The following is an 18883-nucleotide window of genomic DNA, read 5'->3' as shown; positions in this document are numbered from 1 at the left end:
ACCAACTTTCAGCAGATCCAAGAAAAGCAATTCTCACGCGAAGCGAACCACAGCAAAGCCAAGACTAATGGGTAAACGACTTGTCCAAGACGTCGGGAGCGTACTCGCCAAAGCGACGGGCGACGCCGGTGTCGAGGTTCACGAACTCCACCACCCCAGGGCTGAAGAGGTGACTATCGATCTTGTAGAAGTCGTTGTCGTACTCGGCAAACAACTCGGCGAAAGGTCGTCCATGATCTTTCGAGCTGTTGGAGGGAGTCTTCGGCCCGATGCTATCGATGCTCGCCTGGTCGCCTCGCACGTACAGCACCACGTGGCCACCGTACAGGATAGCGTCGTTCGTGCGTCCGATGCCGGCCAGCGAATTCTTGGCAACCGGCGGCAACGGGGCAGAGCCCCATCCGCTTTTGATGCGGGAGATGTCGAAGTTGAGTTCGTGCAACTTATGCAACGCTGTTTCGACGCTTCGTGCAACCACTTGAAGGTTGCCTGCTTGGCTATTCGTGGGAGCGACCAGCAGCGACAGGTGTTTTGGATCGACGCCGCATTTGCTGGCGATGTCGTGACACACGTCGCTGGGGGGCAAGGTGTCGCTCTCAAGCAACCCGACTGCGACGTCCGATTGTTCGTGATAGCCTATCTGATCGAACAAATCCTCTCGCGCGGCCGAGGCCCGCATCGGACCTGAGCCCATGGCGAAAAACTCGTCGCCGGCGATCGCCCATCCGGCGTACTGCGAAGCCATGCAGGCGGCTACCGGTTGATCGGTTCGCACAACGACAGCCGGCCCGCCGGTTCGCGGGTCGATCGCCAGAGAGACTTCGCCAAGCCCCGACATGGCGATCCCGGCCATCCGACGCCCCGCCTCGAGCCCACCGGGCGCTTGCACGCCCAGGTCGAAGATGCGCCGATCGTCCGACTGCCATACATGAATGCGCAAGTCGACCGCTTGGTCGACCAGCGACTCGCACAACACCCAGGCACGATGGTTCAATTGCAGATTTGCCATCGGCTCAGTATCGCAGATCAAGTCGATCGCTGGCAACTATCCTGCGATAGCAATGCGGTAAACTGGAGAGTTCAGGCGAGGTGTCACCTGCTTGGAATTGGACTTGCTTGTGCAACCATGGCTCATGGTGCTTGGTCTTTGGGACCAGCGGTGAGCTGGCTTTGAGTCAGCGTGAGTTCCTCCCGCACTTCGCCTTGCTCGTCGACCAGGCGAAAGGTGACCGTGGGATCGGCCGGGCGGGTGTCGAAGGTGAACTCGCCGAACGCTTTGATGTTGGTGTGCCCAAACCATTGCTGAGTACGATCGTTGCCCCAGGCCGCGGGGCCGGTCATGCCGCCGAGCGAAGCCGGTTCGAACTCGTAGAAAGTATAACCCGATGGGCGGGCGATCTGCATGCCGCGGGCGCCGTGTCGGTCGCCAGAGAGCAGCAGCACGCCGGGCACCTGGAGTTGCTCGATGAGTTGAAACAGGGCCTCGCGGCCGTTGGGGTCCCACACGCCCCACGAATCTTTGCCGTTGGAGACCTGATTGCTCCACATAGTACCACTCGAAATGATGGTAAACGGTCCTTGGCACTGCTTTAGCTCGCTCTTTAGCCAGGCGGTCTGCTGATCGCCGAGGTAAGCATTCTCGAGTTTCGGCTTCGCCTTGCGCAGCGATCGGGTGTCGAGCATGATTAAGTCGACCGGGCCGATGCGAGTGTGAAAGTAGATGCCAGAGTCGGCTTCGCCATACGAGGGATTATTCCAGTTTTCAGTCCACACTCGACGAACGGCAGCCACGTCGGCAGCGGAGTAACCGGAAGGAATTCCTGAACGGTCGTTGTCGAAGTAATCGTGATCGTCCCAGCTGGCGTACAGCGGCATGCAGGCGGCAAAAGGTTGCCAGCCGGGCGAAAGGTCGCGGAGCAAGTAGTCGCTGCAGTGCAAGCCGATCTGATTGTTGCGATCGTCCACCGCAAGGTCACCGAGCAGAATCATCGCCCGGTTCTCGCGAGCAGCCACTTGCCCCAGCAGGTGTGGGTTATGAAGCCCCGCTTTGTGAAAGCACGAACCGAAAGCGATTCGAGTGATGCCTGATGTCTCGCGCAAGGTGGTGAAGTGTGCTGGAGTCTCCAGCGTCACGTTCTCGCCGTCGATTTCTATGTCGTAGGCGTACGAAGTATCGGCCGTGAGGCCATCGAGCACTACACGAACTGCAAGCCCGGACTCCTCAGAGCTAGCACAAGGTCCGAACCACCGGTCTTTTTCCTCTCCCGAGGGATCGACTACCCGCACCCGCACACTCGCTGGCTTGGTAGTTCGCAGCCACACTTGGGCGCCGTCAGTTCGTACATCGCCAAGCATGGGGCCACCAGTTAGTCGCCGACCAAAATGCTCGGCGGATTGAGCCACCGAAATGTTGTTGGCGAAGTTGCTCGTGGGGTCCGCTCGAAATGCCTCGGTGGCGGCCTGATAGAATTGCTGCACCTCGTCGGAAGGTGCTCCGTAACTTTCGAGCAGTTGTTGGTCGATGGCTGCAGAGCCACGGTGTGCCATGGAAAGCGAGATCGCTATCTCCGGCGCGGTGGTGCGTACAGGCTCGTCGCCGATGGCCGGCAAGGTGAGCAATGCCAGACACGCAAGTAAGGTCATGATGCGACCCATCATTCGGCCTCCAGGCAGCAGGGCAGGGGGAGTGCAATTCTCCCCTATGCTACCATCGGGACCGAATGATTGTTGCCAAAAAGGGAACGATGGCCTTGGTTCACTTCCGAGGTGCAGTGCGAATGGTCATTCGCAGCAAGGATACTGTTACTTAAACAGCTGCCCGAATGGCGAACGGCCAACTTGCGTGTCGCTGCCAGTGCCGAGCAGATTGTTCACGATTTGTCGTGGACCATCGAGCTCGCTAGTGACCTTTGCTTGAAACTCAGCGAATTGGCCATTGATTTTGGCCATCTGGGCGTCGGTCTTCTGGCGGGCTTGAGCCACCAGGCGATCGCGTTCGCCTGCTACCAGGTCGGTCGCACTCTTCTTGAAAGCCGAAGCCAGTGCGGTGCCGAGAGTCGAGTCGAGCTTAGCACTCGGATCGTCGAGCGTTCCGGTAAGGCTGACCGTAGTCGTGGCCGAGTTCACGCCCGACAGGTTGCTTGCGAGCGACGATTGCAACTGGTCGCTCAGTCGTCCCACAGCAATGGTGGGAGTAAGCTGCAAGCCGGTTTGCACGATCTCGACCTGGCCATCCAGGTTGTCGCCTTCCAAGTGGAACGCGAGGGAGATATTCGCCCGCGAGGGTTCGAGGGCCAACTGCAGTTTGCCGGTTTTGCCGAACGCTTGGGCTGGGAGCAGCAGATCGCTGGTGGAGCAGACCACTTCGTCGCGAGGTACTTCGTCGGTGCGATCAAACGTGGCGACCACCGAAAGCGGCAAGCCACCCTTGGTCTTGAATTCCACGGTCGTGGGTTTGGTGTGCAACTCCGGTTGGTTGGTCCAGTCGCGAACCATACCGACCAGCTCGACTGGTTGTCCCGAAATGCGAGCGGTGCCGTCGATGCGAGCTGCCTTCAACAGCACGTTTGGCAAGTGTTCGACTCCCGCGAACAGCACGTCCTCGCCGCGCGTGGCGGTCGATTCCACGGTCTTGTGTCCCCGTGGCGGCACCATAGTGCGAGCCCATTTCACCCAGGCAATTGTCTGGTATAGCGGATCGGAAATGCTATTGCCGAGCAGGTATTCGGTAAGCTGCTGCGAGTCAATCTCGTCGAGCTTCAGTTGTTGGCGAATCAGCTGCTCATCGTGTTCGCGGGCAGCGGCTACTGCTTCGCGGTCTTTGGCCAACTGGTCGGGAAGCAAGGCAATTTCGTTCTTCAGTTGACGAATCGACTGTTCCATCGCTTTCAAGCGTTGCGGCACCTGGGCCAAGAAATCCACGTGCCGGAGCGGATTTTGCTTGGCGGTGCGGACGTCTTGCTCCAGCTGCTTGGCATCGGCCTTGATGCTCTTCGCCTTGGCTTCGAGGTCCTTGTACTTCTGCGGCCACCGCTGGCCGAGTTCTTCGGCCAAGCGAACCGATTCGAATTGCTGTTCCAGGTCGGTTGTGAGCCGCGATTCGAGCTGCGTCAGCCACGCCCCACCAGCCTCTTTGGCCATCGGAGCCAGCCACGATTCGGCTGCCTGCTGTTCGAGTTCCTCAGGTGTAGCGGGCAACTCGCCCGAGGTGGTACGCTCGGTATCGAACGCCAGCCCGCTAATCACTGCGTAGTCGGCGATTACCTTCTTCCGCAGCAAGGCGTTGGTGTTCAGGTCGATTTCCACGCGGTCGGCTTCCACCAGATTTCGCATCGGCGATTTGGGATTCGCGATCGCTATGTTCTGCATCAGCACCCGTGTATCCAGCAGCGACGCCTTGACGGATTCGACGTCGACTTTCGCGCCGATAGAGCTTTCGCCAGTGCTAACGATTCCCCAGCGCAACAGGTACCCGCTGCCAACTTCGGTGAGTAACAGAAGGGCAATCAGGAAGATGACGCGTGGAATGATATAGCTGAATCGCAAGAATCGCATGGAACAAGTTCCTTAAGAACAACGTTCTTGGTCGGGGAGGCATTTAGCCCTGGTAGCGTGCGGCAAATTGTGCACCGGTAAGCACTCGCGCGAGTTTGTAGCGAGCAATCCAGCGAGCAATCGGTGGCCCAAAGCGTTCGAAGAACTTAAGACTGCCGTAGTAGCAGGGGTAGCTGATGTAGATCGCCAGTAGCAGCGAACCAATCGTCACGGTGTTGTTGAAACCAAGCAGTGGGCCGAGCGGCTGGTTGTAGAGCCAAGCGAACGACTCTTGCAGGCCAGGCTGGCCGAGCAGTTTGAGGCCAATTTTGTGCGAGAGCGGATCGCACAGCGGCGAGATCGCCGAGAACAGTGCCGCGGCCATCATGCCGGCTGCCTTATTCACTCGCAACGCGCAAAGCACAAACAAGAGCACAACAGCGATCAGGTTGCCCTTAGGCACCATGCCGAGGATCATGCCCAGCGTGAAGCCGAGAGCCATCTGCCGAGGAGTTTCGTTGCCCGCCAGTGCATTGAACAGTTGACGAACAGGATGAAGCAAAAGCGAAAGCATGCGACGCCTGCTAGCACGAAGGTGTTTACGTAGACCACCACAAACCGGGGATGGTCCTCCTCCGTCTAGTTCGGCTGTCGGATTACACCGACTTTAACGATTATGCCGGCATTTGCCGGTGCGACGCTAGCACTGCTACTGCTCAACGTCATTCGCTATTCGGCAGGCTTGTCGGTCGCTTGGATGCGCTGCTTTCGTAGTTGCTTAAGGGCTTGCAGCAACCCCATCGCATCTCCGCGACGCGGATCGAGTTCGTTTAGGTGCTCGACGCTCTTCAGTGCCCGGTCGTAGGCCTTTTCATCGCCTCGCCGGTAGAGCTCATACTGCAGGGTCGCCAACCAGAGCGAGTACTGATACACGCGAGGCTCGAGTTCCACCGCGGTGTTCGACGGGGCTTCGGCTTCCACCAGGTCGCCGAGCTGATACAGCAGCACGCCCTGACGGTAATAAATCGAACCATTGTCGGGCAGCATCTCGGCATCGCGTTTCAGCAATTCGATCTCTTCGCGACGCAAGCGATTGATCTCCGCCTGGTCGCCTCCGGCGTCGGAGAGCAACAGCGCCAGCTCACTTCGCAGGCTGCTCAGGTAGGGTTCTAGCCGAATCGCCAAGCGAAGTTCCTGTTCGGCCTTTTTCTGCTTGCCTTCGCGGCGAGCCAGTTGGGCCAGCTGCTGATGGGCGCCGGCTCGTTCGCTGGAGAGTAGCAACTGTTGGCGATACTCTTCGACCGCTTCGGGGAACTCCTCAGCAGCTTTGTTGCCCAGCATCTCGGGCGGAATCTCCAACAGGCGCCGAGCGGCTGCGATCCGCACGATGCGGGACGAATCGGAGAGTCGTGGGCCAATGCGTTTCACCGCTTCGTCGACCGAGTTGATTTCCACCGAACCGATCGCTGCCTGACGAATCTTGGGCACCGGCGAGTCGATGGCTTCGTCGACCGCTTCGTTCGACTCGGGAGTATGGTAAAGCGACAGCATTTCGTAGATGGTCGCTTTGATGATCTCGGGAGTCGTCTTGCGATCGAGTGCTGCGAGAATCTCTTCTTCCTTTTCGGGATCTCCCTGGCGTGCCGCGGCCAGAGCGACCGCCCAATGTGGATCGTCAGGGCGATTCGGGCCATACCACTCCAGCACCTTGTCGGCTGCCCATTGGGCGGATTCTTCTACTTTGGTATGGCAACGGTTGCAGGCGTTCGGCGTGCCCAGCGACACGGTCAGATCGGGGCGCGGGACACGAATGCTATGGTCGCGACGCGGGTCGACCACCATGTACTTGGTCTCGGGCATATGGCATTCCACGCACGAGGCTCCTAAAGTGCCGACTTCGTGATGGTGGTGCGTTGGTGTGTCGTACTTCGCTGGTACATGGCACTGCGCGCACAACGCGTTGCCTTCGAACTTTGTTTTCAGCGAGTGAGGGTTGTGGCAGTCGCTGCAGCGGATGCCCTCGCGGTACATACGACTCTGCAGGAACGAGCCATATACGTACACTTCGTCCAGGATCTGACCGTCCGCGTGGTACAGCCCTTCGTGAATCAGCGAGACGTCGTAATAGTTGTCGACCGCTTCAGGAGGGCGGAAGTCGGGGTGCACCTCGGATCGACGCGAATGGCACGGAGCACAGGTGTTGAGCTGCGGGGTGGGATCGAGCGACTTGAGCTTCGCCAGCCCGTAGCCATGTTTGCGATCCCAGAACAGCGAGTTGCTATTCGCCAGTTTCACATGCAGGCTACCAGGACCATGACAGGCCTCGCAGCTCACGTCGATTTCGGAAAACGTGGTGTGATAGGTATCGGTCTCGACATCGTAGTTCTTCTGCAAGTTGGTCGAGTGGCAGATTGCACAAGTCGTATTCCAGTTTTGCGCGATGCCAGTCCAGTGAGTGGGATCATCCGGTAGCAAGCGTTCATCGGTGGCATCTGGAGGAGGAACGTAGAACCACTCGTTCTTCACGGTGTCCCAGCTGACGCGGAGCACCTGCACTCGACCATCAGGAAACTCCACCATGTATTGCTGCAGAGGACGAATGCCAAACGTGTATTTGATAAGGTAGTCGTGATTCTCCCCATCGGGGCCTTCGGCATTTACCCAGTACTCATCACCCTTGCGAAAGAAACGGGTGACCTGGCCAAAACGTTCGAACTCCGTGTTGTTGAAGTCGCCTACCACCGCGTCTTCGGTGGCAAGCTCCATCGCGCGATCGTGATCCGATCCATGGAAATCGTCGTATTCAGCCTGATGGCAATCGATACACTGACCGCGGCCCACGTAGGAGGCCACGGCCAGCGCGTCGTCTGGTTCGGTCGCGACGTAATCGAATGCAACAGCACCCACCAGTACCACGGCAACCAGGGCAGTTATCACCAACCAGAGGGCGATGCCCTGCTTTGCTATACGTCGCTTCATGAATCTCAATTCGTTAGGGGCTACTACTTTTCGGCTTCAGCAGATTCCGCCACTTCGGCAGGCACGCCGCGCAGTTCGAAGTCGTCCCAGTCCGCACAGTCGTCGAAGCTACCAACTCCCACCCGACCAGCTTTGAAGGTGGTGTCTTCAGCAGTCATCGCGGGAGTCTTGAAGTCGTCGAAGTAGATCTCGATCTTCCCCGACTCCACGTCGCGGACGATCTTTACGCGATGCCATTCGTCGTCCCAAGGAGTTCCTTCGGTAGTGGTCACCGAAATCGCTTTGCGATCCGCTCCATTCACGATGAAAATCTGATTGCAGTGGGGGTCGCCCAATTTGCCGAGATGCACGTAGTAGAAGTGAGCCGAGTCGACATAGCCGAAGAACAAGCAGGCGTCGCGGTGTGGATATTCCTCCACGGTACTGCGTACCGAAACGGTTAATTCAAAATCACTTACCGCATGTTCTTTGAGCAACGCTACATGAAGCGGGCTGCGGTGCGGCGGCTTGTAATCGCTTTCGCGAACGTATTGGCTGAGGATGCCGCGATCGTTCACCACGGTGTACTGCCAGGAATCGGAATCGAGGAACTCCCATTGCTTGCTGTTGGTTTCAAAGTCGTCTTTGGCAACGGTTTCCAATTCCTTGGCGGGGGACTCCTCTTCGGCATGTGCGAATGTTGGTAACAACAAAATCAGCATCGCGAGTGTCGCCATGGTGCGTCCGTATGCGGGCATGGTGCAAGACTCCTGGAAGCAGAGGGATGGAAAGAGTGGCCCTAAACTAGTGCCGGTAAAGACAATCCAGTTTACACCGTGATCCAGCCGCTGGCGAACCGCCGGCTTGGACCTGCGTATTTAGAGAAGGAGCCTGCAGATCCGAGGTAGTTTTGCAGTATCCAGACGCCATGTTGATTACAACCCTTACGATCCAACCCTGGAGGTCCTGATTTTTGCGCCCGAGGGAAAAAAAGCCCAAAATAGCTTTGCATCACCCTCAGCAATTTTGATAAACCAATACCTGTGATGAATGAAGTTCATCGCCACAGGCGTTCAGCAGATCTTGTTTTGTCCTAACAAAAAGGAGCTTCTGATCAGTTGTGATTCTACTCTTTACCCTCTTAATTACGTCCTTGAGGGTGCGTTGATGAGATCGGCTATCGTTGCGACCGGTTGCTCCCGGCCCTTTTAAATCGCTTTGCCGTGCATCGTTTTTCCATGCCGCATAGCACCGCCCTTATTGGGCACCAGGCCTATCCGGAAGTCGCCCGCCGCTAGCGGAACGTTCTCGCGAAGCGCACAGAACCCGAGTTCTACGCTCGTAACTCAGAAAGGTGATCCTCGTTATCGAAACTGAAACAAATCCCTAAAGCCCGCTTCGCTAGCGTTGACTGCGAGGCGGGCTTTCACTTGTTTATGGGATGCAAGAGCCGGTGTTTCAGTCGTAAAATTAAGTGTTGTGTTGACCCCGAGGTTGTTTTTTGAAAGTGAAATCGGCGAAAATCAATAAAAGACTGCTGGATATATCGCGAGTATACGATATAATAAATCCAGTGAGGCAACGACGTGCAAAGCGACGAATGCCTTTCACTGCGAAGTGGGGCAAATGGCCTCACCTTTTTTTCGCTTGATATATCGTAATATCGCTATATGTCCGTGTGTTGGAGGTGAACCGTGCTAGGCTGGGCGATCTTTGGCGGAATCGCAATTGGCTTTGCCCTCGGTCTGACCGGCGGCGGAGGCGGAATCTTTGCTGTGCCGCTGTTGGTTTACGGGTTGCATCTCGAGCCTCGTGAAGCCGTAGGTGTGTCGCTCGCTGCAGTTGGAACCACCGCAGCCATCGGGGCGATCACTCGCTTGCGGCAAGGCGAAGCCAACTTTCGCATCGGTTTATTGTTTGCCTTCGCGGGAATGATCGGAGCCCCTCTCGGCGGTTACCTTTCGAAATTGCTGCCGGAGACTACCCTGCTGATTCTATTTAGCGGGCTGATGCTGGTGGTGGCCGTGCGGATGTGGCTGAAGTCGCTGGCTAAGTCGACCGACGAAGAGCAGTCGAACTTCGTGTGCAAACGCGACGAATGCGGACAACCAACCTTAGGCCCGCGATGCATTGGTCTATTAAGCCTACTGGGATTGTTAACCGGTATTCTGTCGGGCATGTTCGGAGTCGGCGGTGGATTCATTATTGTCCCTGCTCTCGTGCTGTTCGGTGGTTTGAAAATTCACTCTGCGATTGCCACTTCCTTGATGGTGATATTCCTCATCAGCATTTCGGGAGTTACTTCCTATGTTCACCAAGGTGGTCATATCTCGTGGGCGCTCACGGGGCTCTTTGCACTTGGTGGAGCCGTTGGCATGCAACTAGGATCCCGTCTCTCTCGCGAGTTGTCGGGGCCCACGCTGCAAAGAGTATTTGCCATCGCCATGGTGGCGGTAGCCATGTTTGTTGTTGCCCGTTCTATCGCATAAACGTCTCAACCAATTCACTTGTTGAACCAATAAACCCAGAAGGAGTGTTGATATGTTACTCCGCTATTTTTACGATCGCACGCTTGCTCATGCCTCCTACATGGTGGGCTGTCAGAAGACAAAAGAAGCGGTAATCGTCGACCCCGGTCGCGACATCGAGCAGTACCTCGACGCGGCTAAACGCGAAGGGGTGAAGCTCGTCGCTGTGGCCGAAACCCACATTCACGCCGACTATGTGTCGGGCGCGCGGGAACTCGCCGATCGCGTGGGGGCGAAGCTCTATGTCTCCGACGAAGGGCCAGAGGATTGGAAGTACGCCTACGCAGAGCAGTACGACCATCATCCCTGCAAAGATGGCGATCACTTCAGTATCGGCAATATCGACTTTGAAGTGCTGCATACACCGGGCCATACGCCCGAGAGTATCTCGTTCGTGCTCACCGATCGAGGCGGCGGGGCGGATCGTCCGATGGGCATCTTCACCGGCGACTTCGTATTCGTGGGCTCGATCGGCCGCCCCGATCTGCTGGAAGAAGCCGCCGGCATGGTAGGCACTGCAGAGCAGGGGGCTCACCAGTTGTATCACTCGGTGGTTCGGTTCCGCGAACTGCCCGATCATCTGCAGGTCTGGCCAGCCCACGGGGCGGGAAGCGCATGCGGCAAGGGGCTCGGGGCGATTCCCTCCTCCACGGTTGGCTACGAGAAACTCTTCAATCCGGCTTTGCAGTACGAAGATGAAGAAGAGTTTGTGAAGTACATTCTGGCCGATCAGCCGGAAGCTCCAAAGTACTTCGCCGTGATGAAGCGGGTGAACAAGCAGGGGCCAGTTGTGTTGGGTCCCTATGCCGAGCCCGAAACCCTGCCGGCATCTGCCTTGACCGGTGCTCTCGAAACAGGAACGGTCGTCGACCTTCGGGCGCCCGCCGAGTACTCTCGAGGTCATGCACATGGCACGCTCAACATTCCCGCCGGCATGCTGGCCGGCTGGGCCGGATGGCTCGTCGACTACGACAAGCCGGTTTGGCTCGTCGCAGAACCTGGCGAGGTGAAAGAAGCCATTCGAGTGCTGCAGAAGATCGGAGTCGATTCGATTCAAGGTATCTTCTCGGCCAGCCAATTGGCCGACGCCGGGCTGACTGGCGAAACCTACACCAGTGCGACTCCGGAACAACTGGCCGATCGCATTGCCGCCGACGAGGTGCAACTGGTCGACGTGCGGGCCAACGGCGAATGGAACGAAGGTCACATTCCGCAGGCACAGCATCACTTCTTGGGCAAGCTCCCTGAGACGCTCGCGGAGCTCTCCAAGAACAAACAAGTAGTCGCCCAATGTCGCAGCGGTATGCGTTCCGCCATTGCCACCAGTGTGCTGTTGGGGGCGGGGTTCGACGTGATCAACATGAGCGGTGGCTTCGACGCCTGGCAGAAAGCCGAATTGCCGGTCACTCAGCCGCAAGCCTGCTCGAACGGGCAAGCCTGTGCGGCCAGTTAGTCTACTTTGTCTTTCTACACGGGGCCGTCGCCAAAATGGCGGCGGCCCCGTTTGAGTGTTTATCATGAATAGTACACCCTCTCCCGCTTTAGCCGATCTTGAAAGCGACTCCGCTGAGTTACTTCGAGAACTCGTTGGGCAAGTTGCTCGCTTGAACGAACGCCTGGATCGTCTCGACGCTTGGCAGCAAGCAGCCGAGTCGTTTGGTGCTATCGCAATCGACGTTGTCGACGAGCAAGCCCAACAGTTGAGTAGCACATCGACCCCCGCCAACGAGCGGTTCGAAGGATTGACGGCACTCATTGAGCATCTAACTCGGAAGTCGACAATCGACTCGCTCACCAAACTGCTGGACCGGGCTCCGCAACTCGAGCAACTCGCCCAGCTTGCGGACAAAGCCCCCGATGCCATCGCAGCGGTGGTGGATGTTGCCGACGAGTGGGTGGCCAAGCAATCGGAGCAGGGAATCAACGTCGCTGAATCGCTCCGCCGCAGTTTGCATGTTGCGATGTGGCTTACCCAGCAGTTTGGCGAAGTGGAGCTTGAGCGGCTTACTTTGTTCCTGCGCTCGGGAGTGGTCGATCCCAATGCACTGCAGATCGTAAGCAATGCCGCGACCGCACTGGTGGAATGCCAACGCGAATCGTGCGAAGCAAACCAGCCGAAACGTGCAGGGATCATTGCCGCTCTGCGAAGTCTTTCGAATCCCCATACCCAGCAGTCACTCGCGTTTGCTATTCGATTTTCCGATGTCCATGGCAAGCTCGTTGGCAAATCGTGTATCGAAAGCCCCACCCCACAGGAACCCACGTCATGAGCCATCATCAAGTTGTCATCGTTGGCGGGGGAGCAGCTGGCATTACGGTTGCATCTCGATTGATTCGTACCCATCCCAGCCTGGATGTGCTGGTGATCGATCCGGCCGAGTACCACTACTACCAACCGCTCTGGACGCTCGTCGGAGGCGGTATCTTTCCTCGGGAAGATTCTCGCAGGCCAGAGGCCAAGGTGATTCCCCCAGGCGTCGAGTGGTTGCAGGAAGCCGTCGCCGAGTTCGATCCCGCGGAGAATCGCTTGGTAACCAGCGAGAAAACCGAGGTCACCTACGACTTCCTGGTCGTCGCGCCCGGCATTGAGCTTCGCTGGCAGCAAATCCCGGGGCTTCGCGAATCGCTGGGCCGCAACGGAGTGTGCAGCAACTATTCGTACGATTCGGTGGCGTCGACATGGGAGAACATTCGCAACTTCCAAGGGGGAACCGCCTTGTTCACGCATCCGGTTGGTGCGGTGAAGTGTGGCGGTGCTCCTCAGAAAATCTGTTACCTGGCTGAGGAGACATTTCGTCGAAACGGCGTGCGCGACAATTGCGAGGTGATCTTTGCGATTGCTAAGAAGGCCATCTTCGACGTGAAGCTTTACGCCGATGTGTTGGAGAAAGCAGTCGCTCGCAAGGGAATCGACGTTCGCTACGCCCTCGATTTGAAGGAGGTACATGGCGAACAGAAGCAAGCGGTCTTTCAAACGGTCGATGGAGACGAGACGGTAACCATCGACTACGACATGCTGCACGTGACTCCTCCCATGGGACCACCACAGTTCGTCGCCAATAGCCCCCTGGCAAGCGAAGCTGGTTGGGTCGATGTCGATCCGCATACGCTCCGCCATTTGCGATTCGACAACGTCTTCGGGCTGGGCGATGCATCGAGCCTTCCCACTTCGAAAACCGCAGCGGCCATTCGCAAGCAAGCGCCAGTGGTCGTTGAGAATCTGCTCGCTGCCATCGAGGGAAACCAACCAACCGCCAAGTACGATGGCTACACCTCGTGCCCGGTCGTCACCGGATACAACAGCCTGGTGCTGGCCGAGTTCAACTACGACAAAGTGCCGGAGGAGACGTTCCCGTTCAATCAGGCCGAAGAACGCTTCAGCATGCTGATGCTCAAGGAATACGCCCTGCCCGCCCTGTACTGGCACGGCATGCTCAAAGGCCGCGCCTAACACATTCCCGCTCGTGGCAATGGACTTCCTGTGTAGGTAGAGGTCTGCGGCGGTACTCGATGCCATCGTTCGTACTCGCTGGGTAGACAGCAATCGCATCAGAAACTCGTACCTGATGTGGAGTAGGGATGGGGCCAACAAGAACCCAGCAACCAGAAATCCTGCTCGCCGCGCCATGGCTTTCCAGTCAAGCGATTTCCAACCTACAAAACACCAAAAAATTCGCCAAACGATAGATTCCCAACGCTGGGCAAATAGATTCCCAATTTACCCACGGATGGGAAAATTGAATCCGCACGCACGCTACAAAACCAGTGGTTTTCGCGCCCGAATAGATTCCCATTTCCCAAAACGCATCGAGTGGGAATCTATTTTCTCGCTGGGAATCTATCGCAAGTCGTTTGCCAGTAAGAAGTTGCATCAACACCTCCGCGATAGTTGCCCAAAATAGATTCCCATGGGTGGGAAACTATTTTGGTTGGGAGACGATTGGAGATTTGGGATTGCGGAATGCGGATTGGGGAATGTCATCCTGACGGGAGCTTCCAGCGACCCGAAGGATCTCAGCCTACCGCTTACAGCCTATAGCCTACAGCTTTGACACACGCGCAGCAGCGAACGCCCACGCCGGCAAACCATCGCCTGCGCGTCGCTAGAAGTCGGACACAACCCAAGCATTACATTTGATTCACCTCCAATCACTAAAAAGCCAATAGCTGAAAGCCGACAGCCACAACACCACCTATCCATTAGAACACCACCGGTGGCCAATTCCCAGCGAAAACTGACAAGAAAAGATAGCCGCCCGCAGTCCCTCTTCTTCGCGCTCCGCTGGCCCCGATTCCGCAGCACAGGTCGGCCTCTCAGGGCCGGGGAGGTGGGATTTAGAGAAGATACGTTACGGTCCAAGGACTAAGCGGCTCTGGATGTCACCAACCGCCAAGCGAAACCAGTTCTGCAATTCAGGGCGTTTACTCCCCATTGCCGGACGAGCCGGCAACCGCTCCCGAAAGGGGGTGGCTAGCCGTGCCACGCAGGCGTTTTGGCAACCGAACACCGGTGCGCAGTAGCGTGCGTTTGGCGAAACACAGCTTGCGAACAACGACGCTGCTGCCGAGATCCGAAATCGCTGCAAAATCCAGTGCAGCAACCGTCGGAATGGTGCGGAACTGCACCGCATTCTGCAGAGCGAGCCGGAGAAATCGGAGAAACACTATGTTTCCAGTAGTGCGGGAAGCACCGAAGTAGTCCGGGAGGGACTCGAATCTCCCGCGTTTTCCCCGCAAATTACAGCACTTCTCTCGAAAGCGCTGCGCAATGCGCTGCGCGAGATTCTGGGGGAAGGATCTCAAGAGAAATCACGCTAGAATGACTTCTGTTCTAGACACACTTCCAACTAGCCAGCTGATCCCTGGCGTCGGCTCGCCTCCCTGTTCTTCTATCCTTCGAACAGGTGGCGAGCCGGGTTGGCTACGATGAAGGGTAGGCCATGGCCAACGTTTCCGATGCTGATATTGAGGCTGCCGTCGCGGCTGCTGGGAGAGTCGATTACACCGCTACCGTGGAGTTGAGAACCGTTTTTCAGTTTCAGGAAATGCAATGGGAATATGAACGCCCAATTCTCTTCATCGTTCAGATCGGATCGATGCTCTATCACGATCTGCATGCCCTTTGGGAAGCACTTGAAATTGACGGTGTCCGGGAGGCGCTCGACCGAGCGAACGACTACCCAGCAGTGGTTGCCGGTTGCCCGGGTAACTCATTCACGGAAGCGACCTATTCGGCTGGGATCGAAATTCTTGATCGGCTTACTGAGTTGCATGAAGGCGAGTCGCCTCACTGGTCGTTTCACCAGATCAGGGACCGGGAGTTGCCACCACCGAAGTTGAATCTGTTCTGGTTGCGCCGCCAGCATTTCAACACCCTTGCCAATTCTCTGCGGGAGTTGGAGCCCGTTCCACCCCTCAACCGTTTCTCACTCAGCAAAGAACTAAAACGCGCAACGTCAGGGCGTTCTTCATTGCCCAGACCTTCCTACAACGAGGATCGTGACCGCTTTATCTACGAGGAGAGGATGAAGGTTCCTCCTACTCCCTACTCGGAAATTCGGAAAAGAATCAAGCAGGTTGACGGTTGGTCGCACCTTGGTAGCGACCCAGGGGCGCGACGAGCCGCCCAGAATTACGTTGAGAAGCATCGGCTGCCGCCGATGCCTAGCTTCTCTTAGAAGGTTCAACGAAGCGCATCGAAGCGCTTTGGTAAGTTATGTAAGCGCTTCGATGCGCTTCAATTTTCAAGCGAAACTTCTCTCGCTATTCTCTTGCGCAGTGTCGCAGGCAATGCCGCCTGCTTCTCTTGATTACTCAACACGTGTAAGGGTTTTTCCGATGACAGTTCCGGTCTCGCGCCGCCTTCTTCTCTCTCGCGAAGAAGCTGCAAAACAACTTGGTATTGGTATCCGCACGCTCGATGCTCACATCAAGCTCGGCAATATCGCACACGTTCCCATGGGGCGGCTTATCAAGCTCCACCCGCAGGAGCTTCAACGCGTCGCTGACGAAGGCCTTCCGATCCTGTGCCCGTCGCGGTAGCCGGTTTTTCCCTGCATTCCTCGAGAACATAAGCAGCCCTTCGCATGAAGCACATCACTCCTACGCTTACGAAATTCAAACGACTTGCACGCCGGCTTGGCTTGCGGGACTTTGAGGCGGCTGGCGTGCTAGAGCTACTGTGGATCGCCACCCAAAACGAAGCTCGAAGGGGCGATATCGGCAGGCTTTCCAACGAGGAAATAGCGATTGCGATCGACTGGGGACGCGATGAAAACGAGCTGGTTGACGCACTCGTCGAAACTGGCTGGCTCGACCCTCACCCTGAACATCGCCTTGTCGTTCACGACTGGTGCGAGCACGCACCACGGTATGTGAAAGGCGTGGTATCGCGGCAGGGGGGCTTCATCGTAAAGTCGCTAGAAGTTGAACCTACGTCGTCGACATACGTTGATGACGTAGGTTCGACTCTTGCTAGCAGCGAAAGCTCAAAACGCACGAATGCTACGTATGTTGATAACGCACGTCCTGAACGTATGTCGTCTGCGCACGTAGCCAACAGTAGTACCCATACAACCCTACCCAACCAAACCCCACCCCACCCCAGCGAGTGCGACGAAGCGTCGCACGCGTGTGATTGGGGGGAGGTGGTGGATAAATTGGAGGGAGCAGGGGTGAGCCAGACGGGCAAGGCGATCGCCTCCGCTCGCGAAAACGGCGTTGCTGCCGAGCACGTTCTCGAAGTCGTCGCGTATTGGAGTAGATACCGAAATGGTTGGAGTCAACCCGCGCTCGCTTTGTATCGGCGTGTCTGCGCGGCGAAGCCCGACCTGCAAGTTTCCGAGGGGTGGCTCGACTTCCGACGTGGCTACGCTGCTGCTGACGTGAAGCCACCGCTATCGGCTGCGGTTCAATCACTCATGGCCGAGCTTGATGCCGACGATGGGCTTTCGCGGATTGTTGCGGGCTCGCACAGTTTCCCACGAACTGAGTGGAAGGCGGTGCAGCAAGAAGCAGCGAGAGAGGCACCGCATGGGCTTCCGCGAAATAGAGTTAACCTGCTTGCGGCAAAGCTATGGCGGGAGAAGCACCAGCGAAGTGAGGTGTCAGCATGAAAAGGCTTTACCCGCGACCGCCAAAGCAGTGTCAGCGCGAGCCGTTCACACGTGCTACCCGGGAGCGAGCGAAGCGAATCGGCCGCGACGAGGCCGAACGCCTGCTGCGCGAGCACTTGCCAAACATGGCGGAAGCGTTGCTGGCGACCTGGCCGGCAGGCGAGCCGATTGGTCCGGCTTGTGAAGCGGCACTGCTTGGAATTGTGGAGGATGGCGAATTATGAGCGATACACAAACCAGAAAAGCAACCTTCGTTGGCGATGTTGCCCGCGGCGAGGCTGCCGGCGAGGTTTTCCAGGAATGGCACTCGGCGCTCGACGTGCTTCGCTTGAATGGCACGATTGATTTCGATAGATGGGTGGAAGCGGCTGACCTGATTGAGAGCTTCACGCGGCCGACGCTCATCGTTTTTGATTCGAACTGCCAAGCAACTCAAGGCTTCGCTCTGGTCGAGCAGGCGGTGCGGTTTGCTCGGCAGGAAAGACGCCTGCCGGTTGGCCTGCTGCTTCGCGCTGGTCTCGGCTACGGCCTGAGATTAAGCACTTATTTCGATGTGACTTTCGTCACGCCCGAATCGACCGTTGGTGTTACCGCGGCGCGCACGCTCGACGGCGAGTTGGCAACTGGCTGGCGCTGGCACGCCGACCAGGTGCCCGGTCCCGGCGTTGGCTGGCAAGTTTCCCGCGAACGATTGCTGTGGCTTCGGGATCAGCACATCGGCGCGGAGTTGGCCGAGTCGTTGTTCTCGCTGCTGCTTTCCCGAGACGAAGCGTTTGCATTCGAAACGTTCACCGAAGTTACACGAGGTCACTCAAAATGAGGCACGAATTAGCGGCACTGCTGCCGGCGGCAACTGCTGAACTTCACGAAGCGTTGGCGATTTCGCCAACGCACCAGGTTGCGCGTTATCGCGAGGAATCAAAAATGGTCGCGACAAGCCGGATCGACGGCGTGTTGACGCCTTGGTATCTGGAGCGGGTTCGTGAGCGGCTCTACTCGTTGCTGCGAAACGACTCAGTCGGCCACGTAATCCTGCGCATGAGTTCGCCGGGCGGTCTGGTCGCTGGCACACCTGAAACAGCCGATCTTGTGCGAGAGCTGAGCGAAGCGAAAGCGGTAACTGTGGTTGCGAGCGAATACCTAGCGAGCGCCGCCTATTGGATCGCCTCGCAAGCAACCACAATCGTCGCCTCGCCTTCAACGGTGGTGGGCTCCGTTGGTGTGGTTTCGGTGCTCACTGATTCGAGCGCGGCTTACGAAGCGGCTGGCATTAAAGTGATTCCGGTTGCCTCGGCAAATGCGAAGCATCGCGGAATGCCCGGCGTGCCTGTCACTGAGGGCGATATTGAGGCGGTTCGCGCACAGGTGGAGGAAGTTAGCAGGTGGTTCCTCGCGTATATAAATCGCGTGCCGCCGCGGCGCTCAAGAAAACGCATGACTTCCGACCAGATACTGCAGGCGATTTCCGCCGAAACCTACTACGCAGAGGAAGCGTTGAAGCGGGGCTTCGTCGACGAGGTGGCAGCACCCGAGCATGCCATCGCGAAGGTGCTGGCGAACGACAAGCACGCCGATCTTCACGGCAAGGATGCCTACGAGAAATACGCCGAGCTGGCTATCGCCGCGCACCCTGGCATCGACTATTTGGCAGACCTCAGTGAATCACAGGAGGCTGCTTTGCGACGCAAATACCCAACACTTGCCGAAGCTGCCGACGACTACCGGCGGCTCCACTAGAAGAGCAACAAA

Annotated in this window: 17 protein-coding genes; 10 read left to right on the top strand and 7 right to left on the bottom strand. The window is 57.4% G+C overall.

Going from position 1 to position 18883, the window contains the following annotated elements; genetic code table 11:
• Positions 1 to 64 precede the first annotated feature (64 nt).
• The 6 genes from mch to Pan181_RS21185 all read right to left on the bottom strand — a co-directional run bounded on the left by mch (position 65) and on the right by Pan181_RS21185 (position 8249).
• Positions 65 to 1009 carry a methenyltetrahydromethanopterin cyclohydrolase gene (mch, locus tag Pan181_RS21210; RefSeq protein WP_145249833.1) on the bottom strand — a complete coding sequence of 315 codons (945 nt, stop codon included), beginning with the start codon at positions 1007 to 1009 and terminating at the stop codon, positions 65 to 67.
• 122 nt (positions 1010 to 1131) lie between these two features.
• Positions 1132 to 2643 carry an alkaline phosphatase D family protein gene (locus tag Pan181_RS21205; protein WP_197528568.1) on the bottom strand — a complete coding sequence of 504 codons (1512 nt, stop codon included), beginning with the start codon at positions 2641 to 2643 and terminating at the stop codon, positions 1132 to 1134.
• 159 nt (positions 2644 to 2802) lie between these two features.
• Positions 2803 to 4554 carry a TIGR03545 family protein gene (locus Pan181_RS21200; protein WP_145249829.1) on the bottom strand — a complete coding sequence of 584 codons (1752 nt, stop codon included), beginning with the start codon at positions 4552 to 4554 and terminating at the stop codon, positions 2803 to 2805.
• A gap of 43 nt (positions 4555 to 4597) precedes the next feature.
• Positions 4598 to 5107 (bottom strand): TIGR03546 family protein, encoded by a 510-nt coding sequence (locus Pan181_RS21195; RefSeq protein ID WP_145249827.1) that lies wholly within the window; start codon positions 5105 to 5107, stop codon positions 4598 to 4600.
• A gap of 155 nt (positions 5108 to 5262) precedes the next feature.
• Positions 5263 to 7512, bottom strand: a complete 2250-nt coding sequence (locus Pan181_RS21190; protein ID WP_145249825.1) for a cytochrome c3 family protein — start codon at positions 7510 to 7512, stop codon at positions 5263 to 5265.
• Positions 7513 to 7535: 23 nt separating this feature from the next.
• Positions 7536 to 8249, bottom strand: coding sequence for a hypothetical protein (locus tag Pan181_RS21185; protein ID WP_231943663.1), 714 nt, complete (start codon positions 8247 to 8249; stop codon positions 7536 to 7538).
• A gap of 936 nt (positions 8250 to 9185) precedes the next feature.
• Here Pan181_RS21185 and Pan181_RS21180 point away from each other — a divergent pair.
• The 4 genes from Pan181_RS21180 (at position 9186) to Pan181_RS21165 (ending at position 13470) form a co-directional block, all read left to right on the top strand.
• Entirely contained in the window at positions 9186 to 9980 is a 795-nt protein-coding gene (locus Pan181_RS21180; protein ID WP_145249823.1) for a sulfite exporter TauE/SafE family protein, read from the top strand.
• Positions 9981 to 10032: 52 nt separating this feature from the next.
• Entirely contained in the window at positions 10033 to 11472 is a 1440-nt protein-coding gene (locus Pan181_RS21175) for an MBL fold metallo-hydrolase (protein ID WP_145249821.1), read from the top strand.
• 64 nt (positions 11473 to 11536) lie between these two features.
• Complete coding sequence (locus tag Pan181_RS21170) at positions 11537 to 12289, top strand: hypothetical protein (RefSeq protein ID WP_145249819.1); 753 nt, start codon at positions 11537 to 11539, stop codon at positions 12287 to 12289.
• On the top strand, positions 12286 to 13470 hold the full coding sequence (locus Pan181_RS21165; protein ID WP_145249817.1) for an NAD(P)/FAD-dependent oxidoreductase: 1185 nt from the start codon (positions 12286 to 12288) through the stop codon (positions 13468 to 13470). The genes Pan181_RS21170 and Pan181_RS21165 overlap by 4 nt, the downstream gene beginning before the upstream one ends.
• A 971-nt stretch (positions 13471 to 14441) precedes the next feature.
• Here Pan181_RS21165 and Pan181_RS21160 read toward each other — a convergent pair.
• Positions 14442 to 14645 carry a hypothetical protein gene (locus Pan181_RS21160; RefSeq protein ID WP_145249816.1) on the bottom strand — a complete coding sequence of 68 codons (204 nt, stop codon included), beginning with the start codon at positions 14643 to 14645 and terminating at the stop codon, positions 14442 to 14444.
• Positions 14646 to 14959: 314 nt separating this feature from the next.
• Here Pan181_RS21160 and Pan181_RS21155 point away from each other — a divergent pair, with 314 nt between their 5' ends.
• The 6 genes from Pan181_RS21155 to Pan181_RS21130 all read left to right on the top strand — a co-directional run bounded on the left by Pan181_RS21155 (position 14960) and on the right by Pan181_RS21130 (position 18871).
• Positions 14960 to 15697 carry a hypothetical protein gene (locus Pan181_RS21155; protein ID WP_145249814.1) on the top strand — a complete coding sequence of 246 codons (738 nt, stop codon included), beginning with the start codon at positions 14960 to 14962 and terminating at the stop codon, positions 15695 to 15697.
• Positions 15698 to 15857: 160 nt separating this feature from the next.
• Entirely contained in the window at positions 15858 to 16061 is a 204-nt protein-coding gene (locus Pan181_RS21150) for a MerR family transcriptional regulator (protein WP_145249812.1), read from the top strand.
• Between the two features lie 44 nt (positions 16062 to 16105).
• On the top strand, positions 16106 to 17134 hold the full coding sequence (locus Pan181_RS21145; RefSeq protein ID WP_145249810.1) for a hypothetical protein: 1029 nt from the start codon (positions 16106 to 16108) through the stop codon (positions 17132 to 17134).
• Positions 17131 to 17358, top strand: a complete 228-nt coding sequence (locus Pan181_RS21140) for a hypothetical protein (protein ID WP_145249808.1) — start codon at positions 17131 to 17133, stop codon at positions 17356 to 17358. The genes Pan181_RS21145 and Pan181_RS21140 overlap by 4 nt, the downstream gene beginning before the upstream one ends.
• Positions 17355 to 17954 (top strand): hypothetical protein, encoded by a 600-nt coding sequence (locus Pan181_RS21135; protein WP_145249806.1) that lies wholly within the window; start codon positions 17355 to 17357, stop codon positions 17952 to 17954. The genes Pan181_RS21140 and Pan181_RS21135 overlap by 4 nt, the downstream gene beginning before the upstream one ends.
• Complete coding sequence (locus Pan181_RS21130; protein ID WP_145249805.1) at positions 17951 to 18871, top strand: S49 family peptidase; 921 nt, start codon at positions 17951 to 17953, stop codon at positions 18869 to 18871. The genes Pan181_RS21135 and Pan181_RS21130 overlap by 4 nt, the downstream gene beginning before the upstream one ends.
• Positions 18872 to 18883: the final 12 nt, after the last annotated feature.

It is taken from the genome of Aeoliella mucimassa (assembly GCF_007748035.1).
Classification (GTDB): domain Bacteria; phylum Planctomycetota; class Planctomycetia; order Pirellulales; family Lacipirellulaceae; genus Aeoliella; species Aeoliella mucimassa.
Note: the sequence above shows the minus strand (reverse complement) of the source record. Positions and strands in the feature narration are given on the sequence as shown.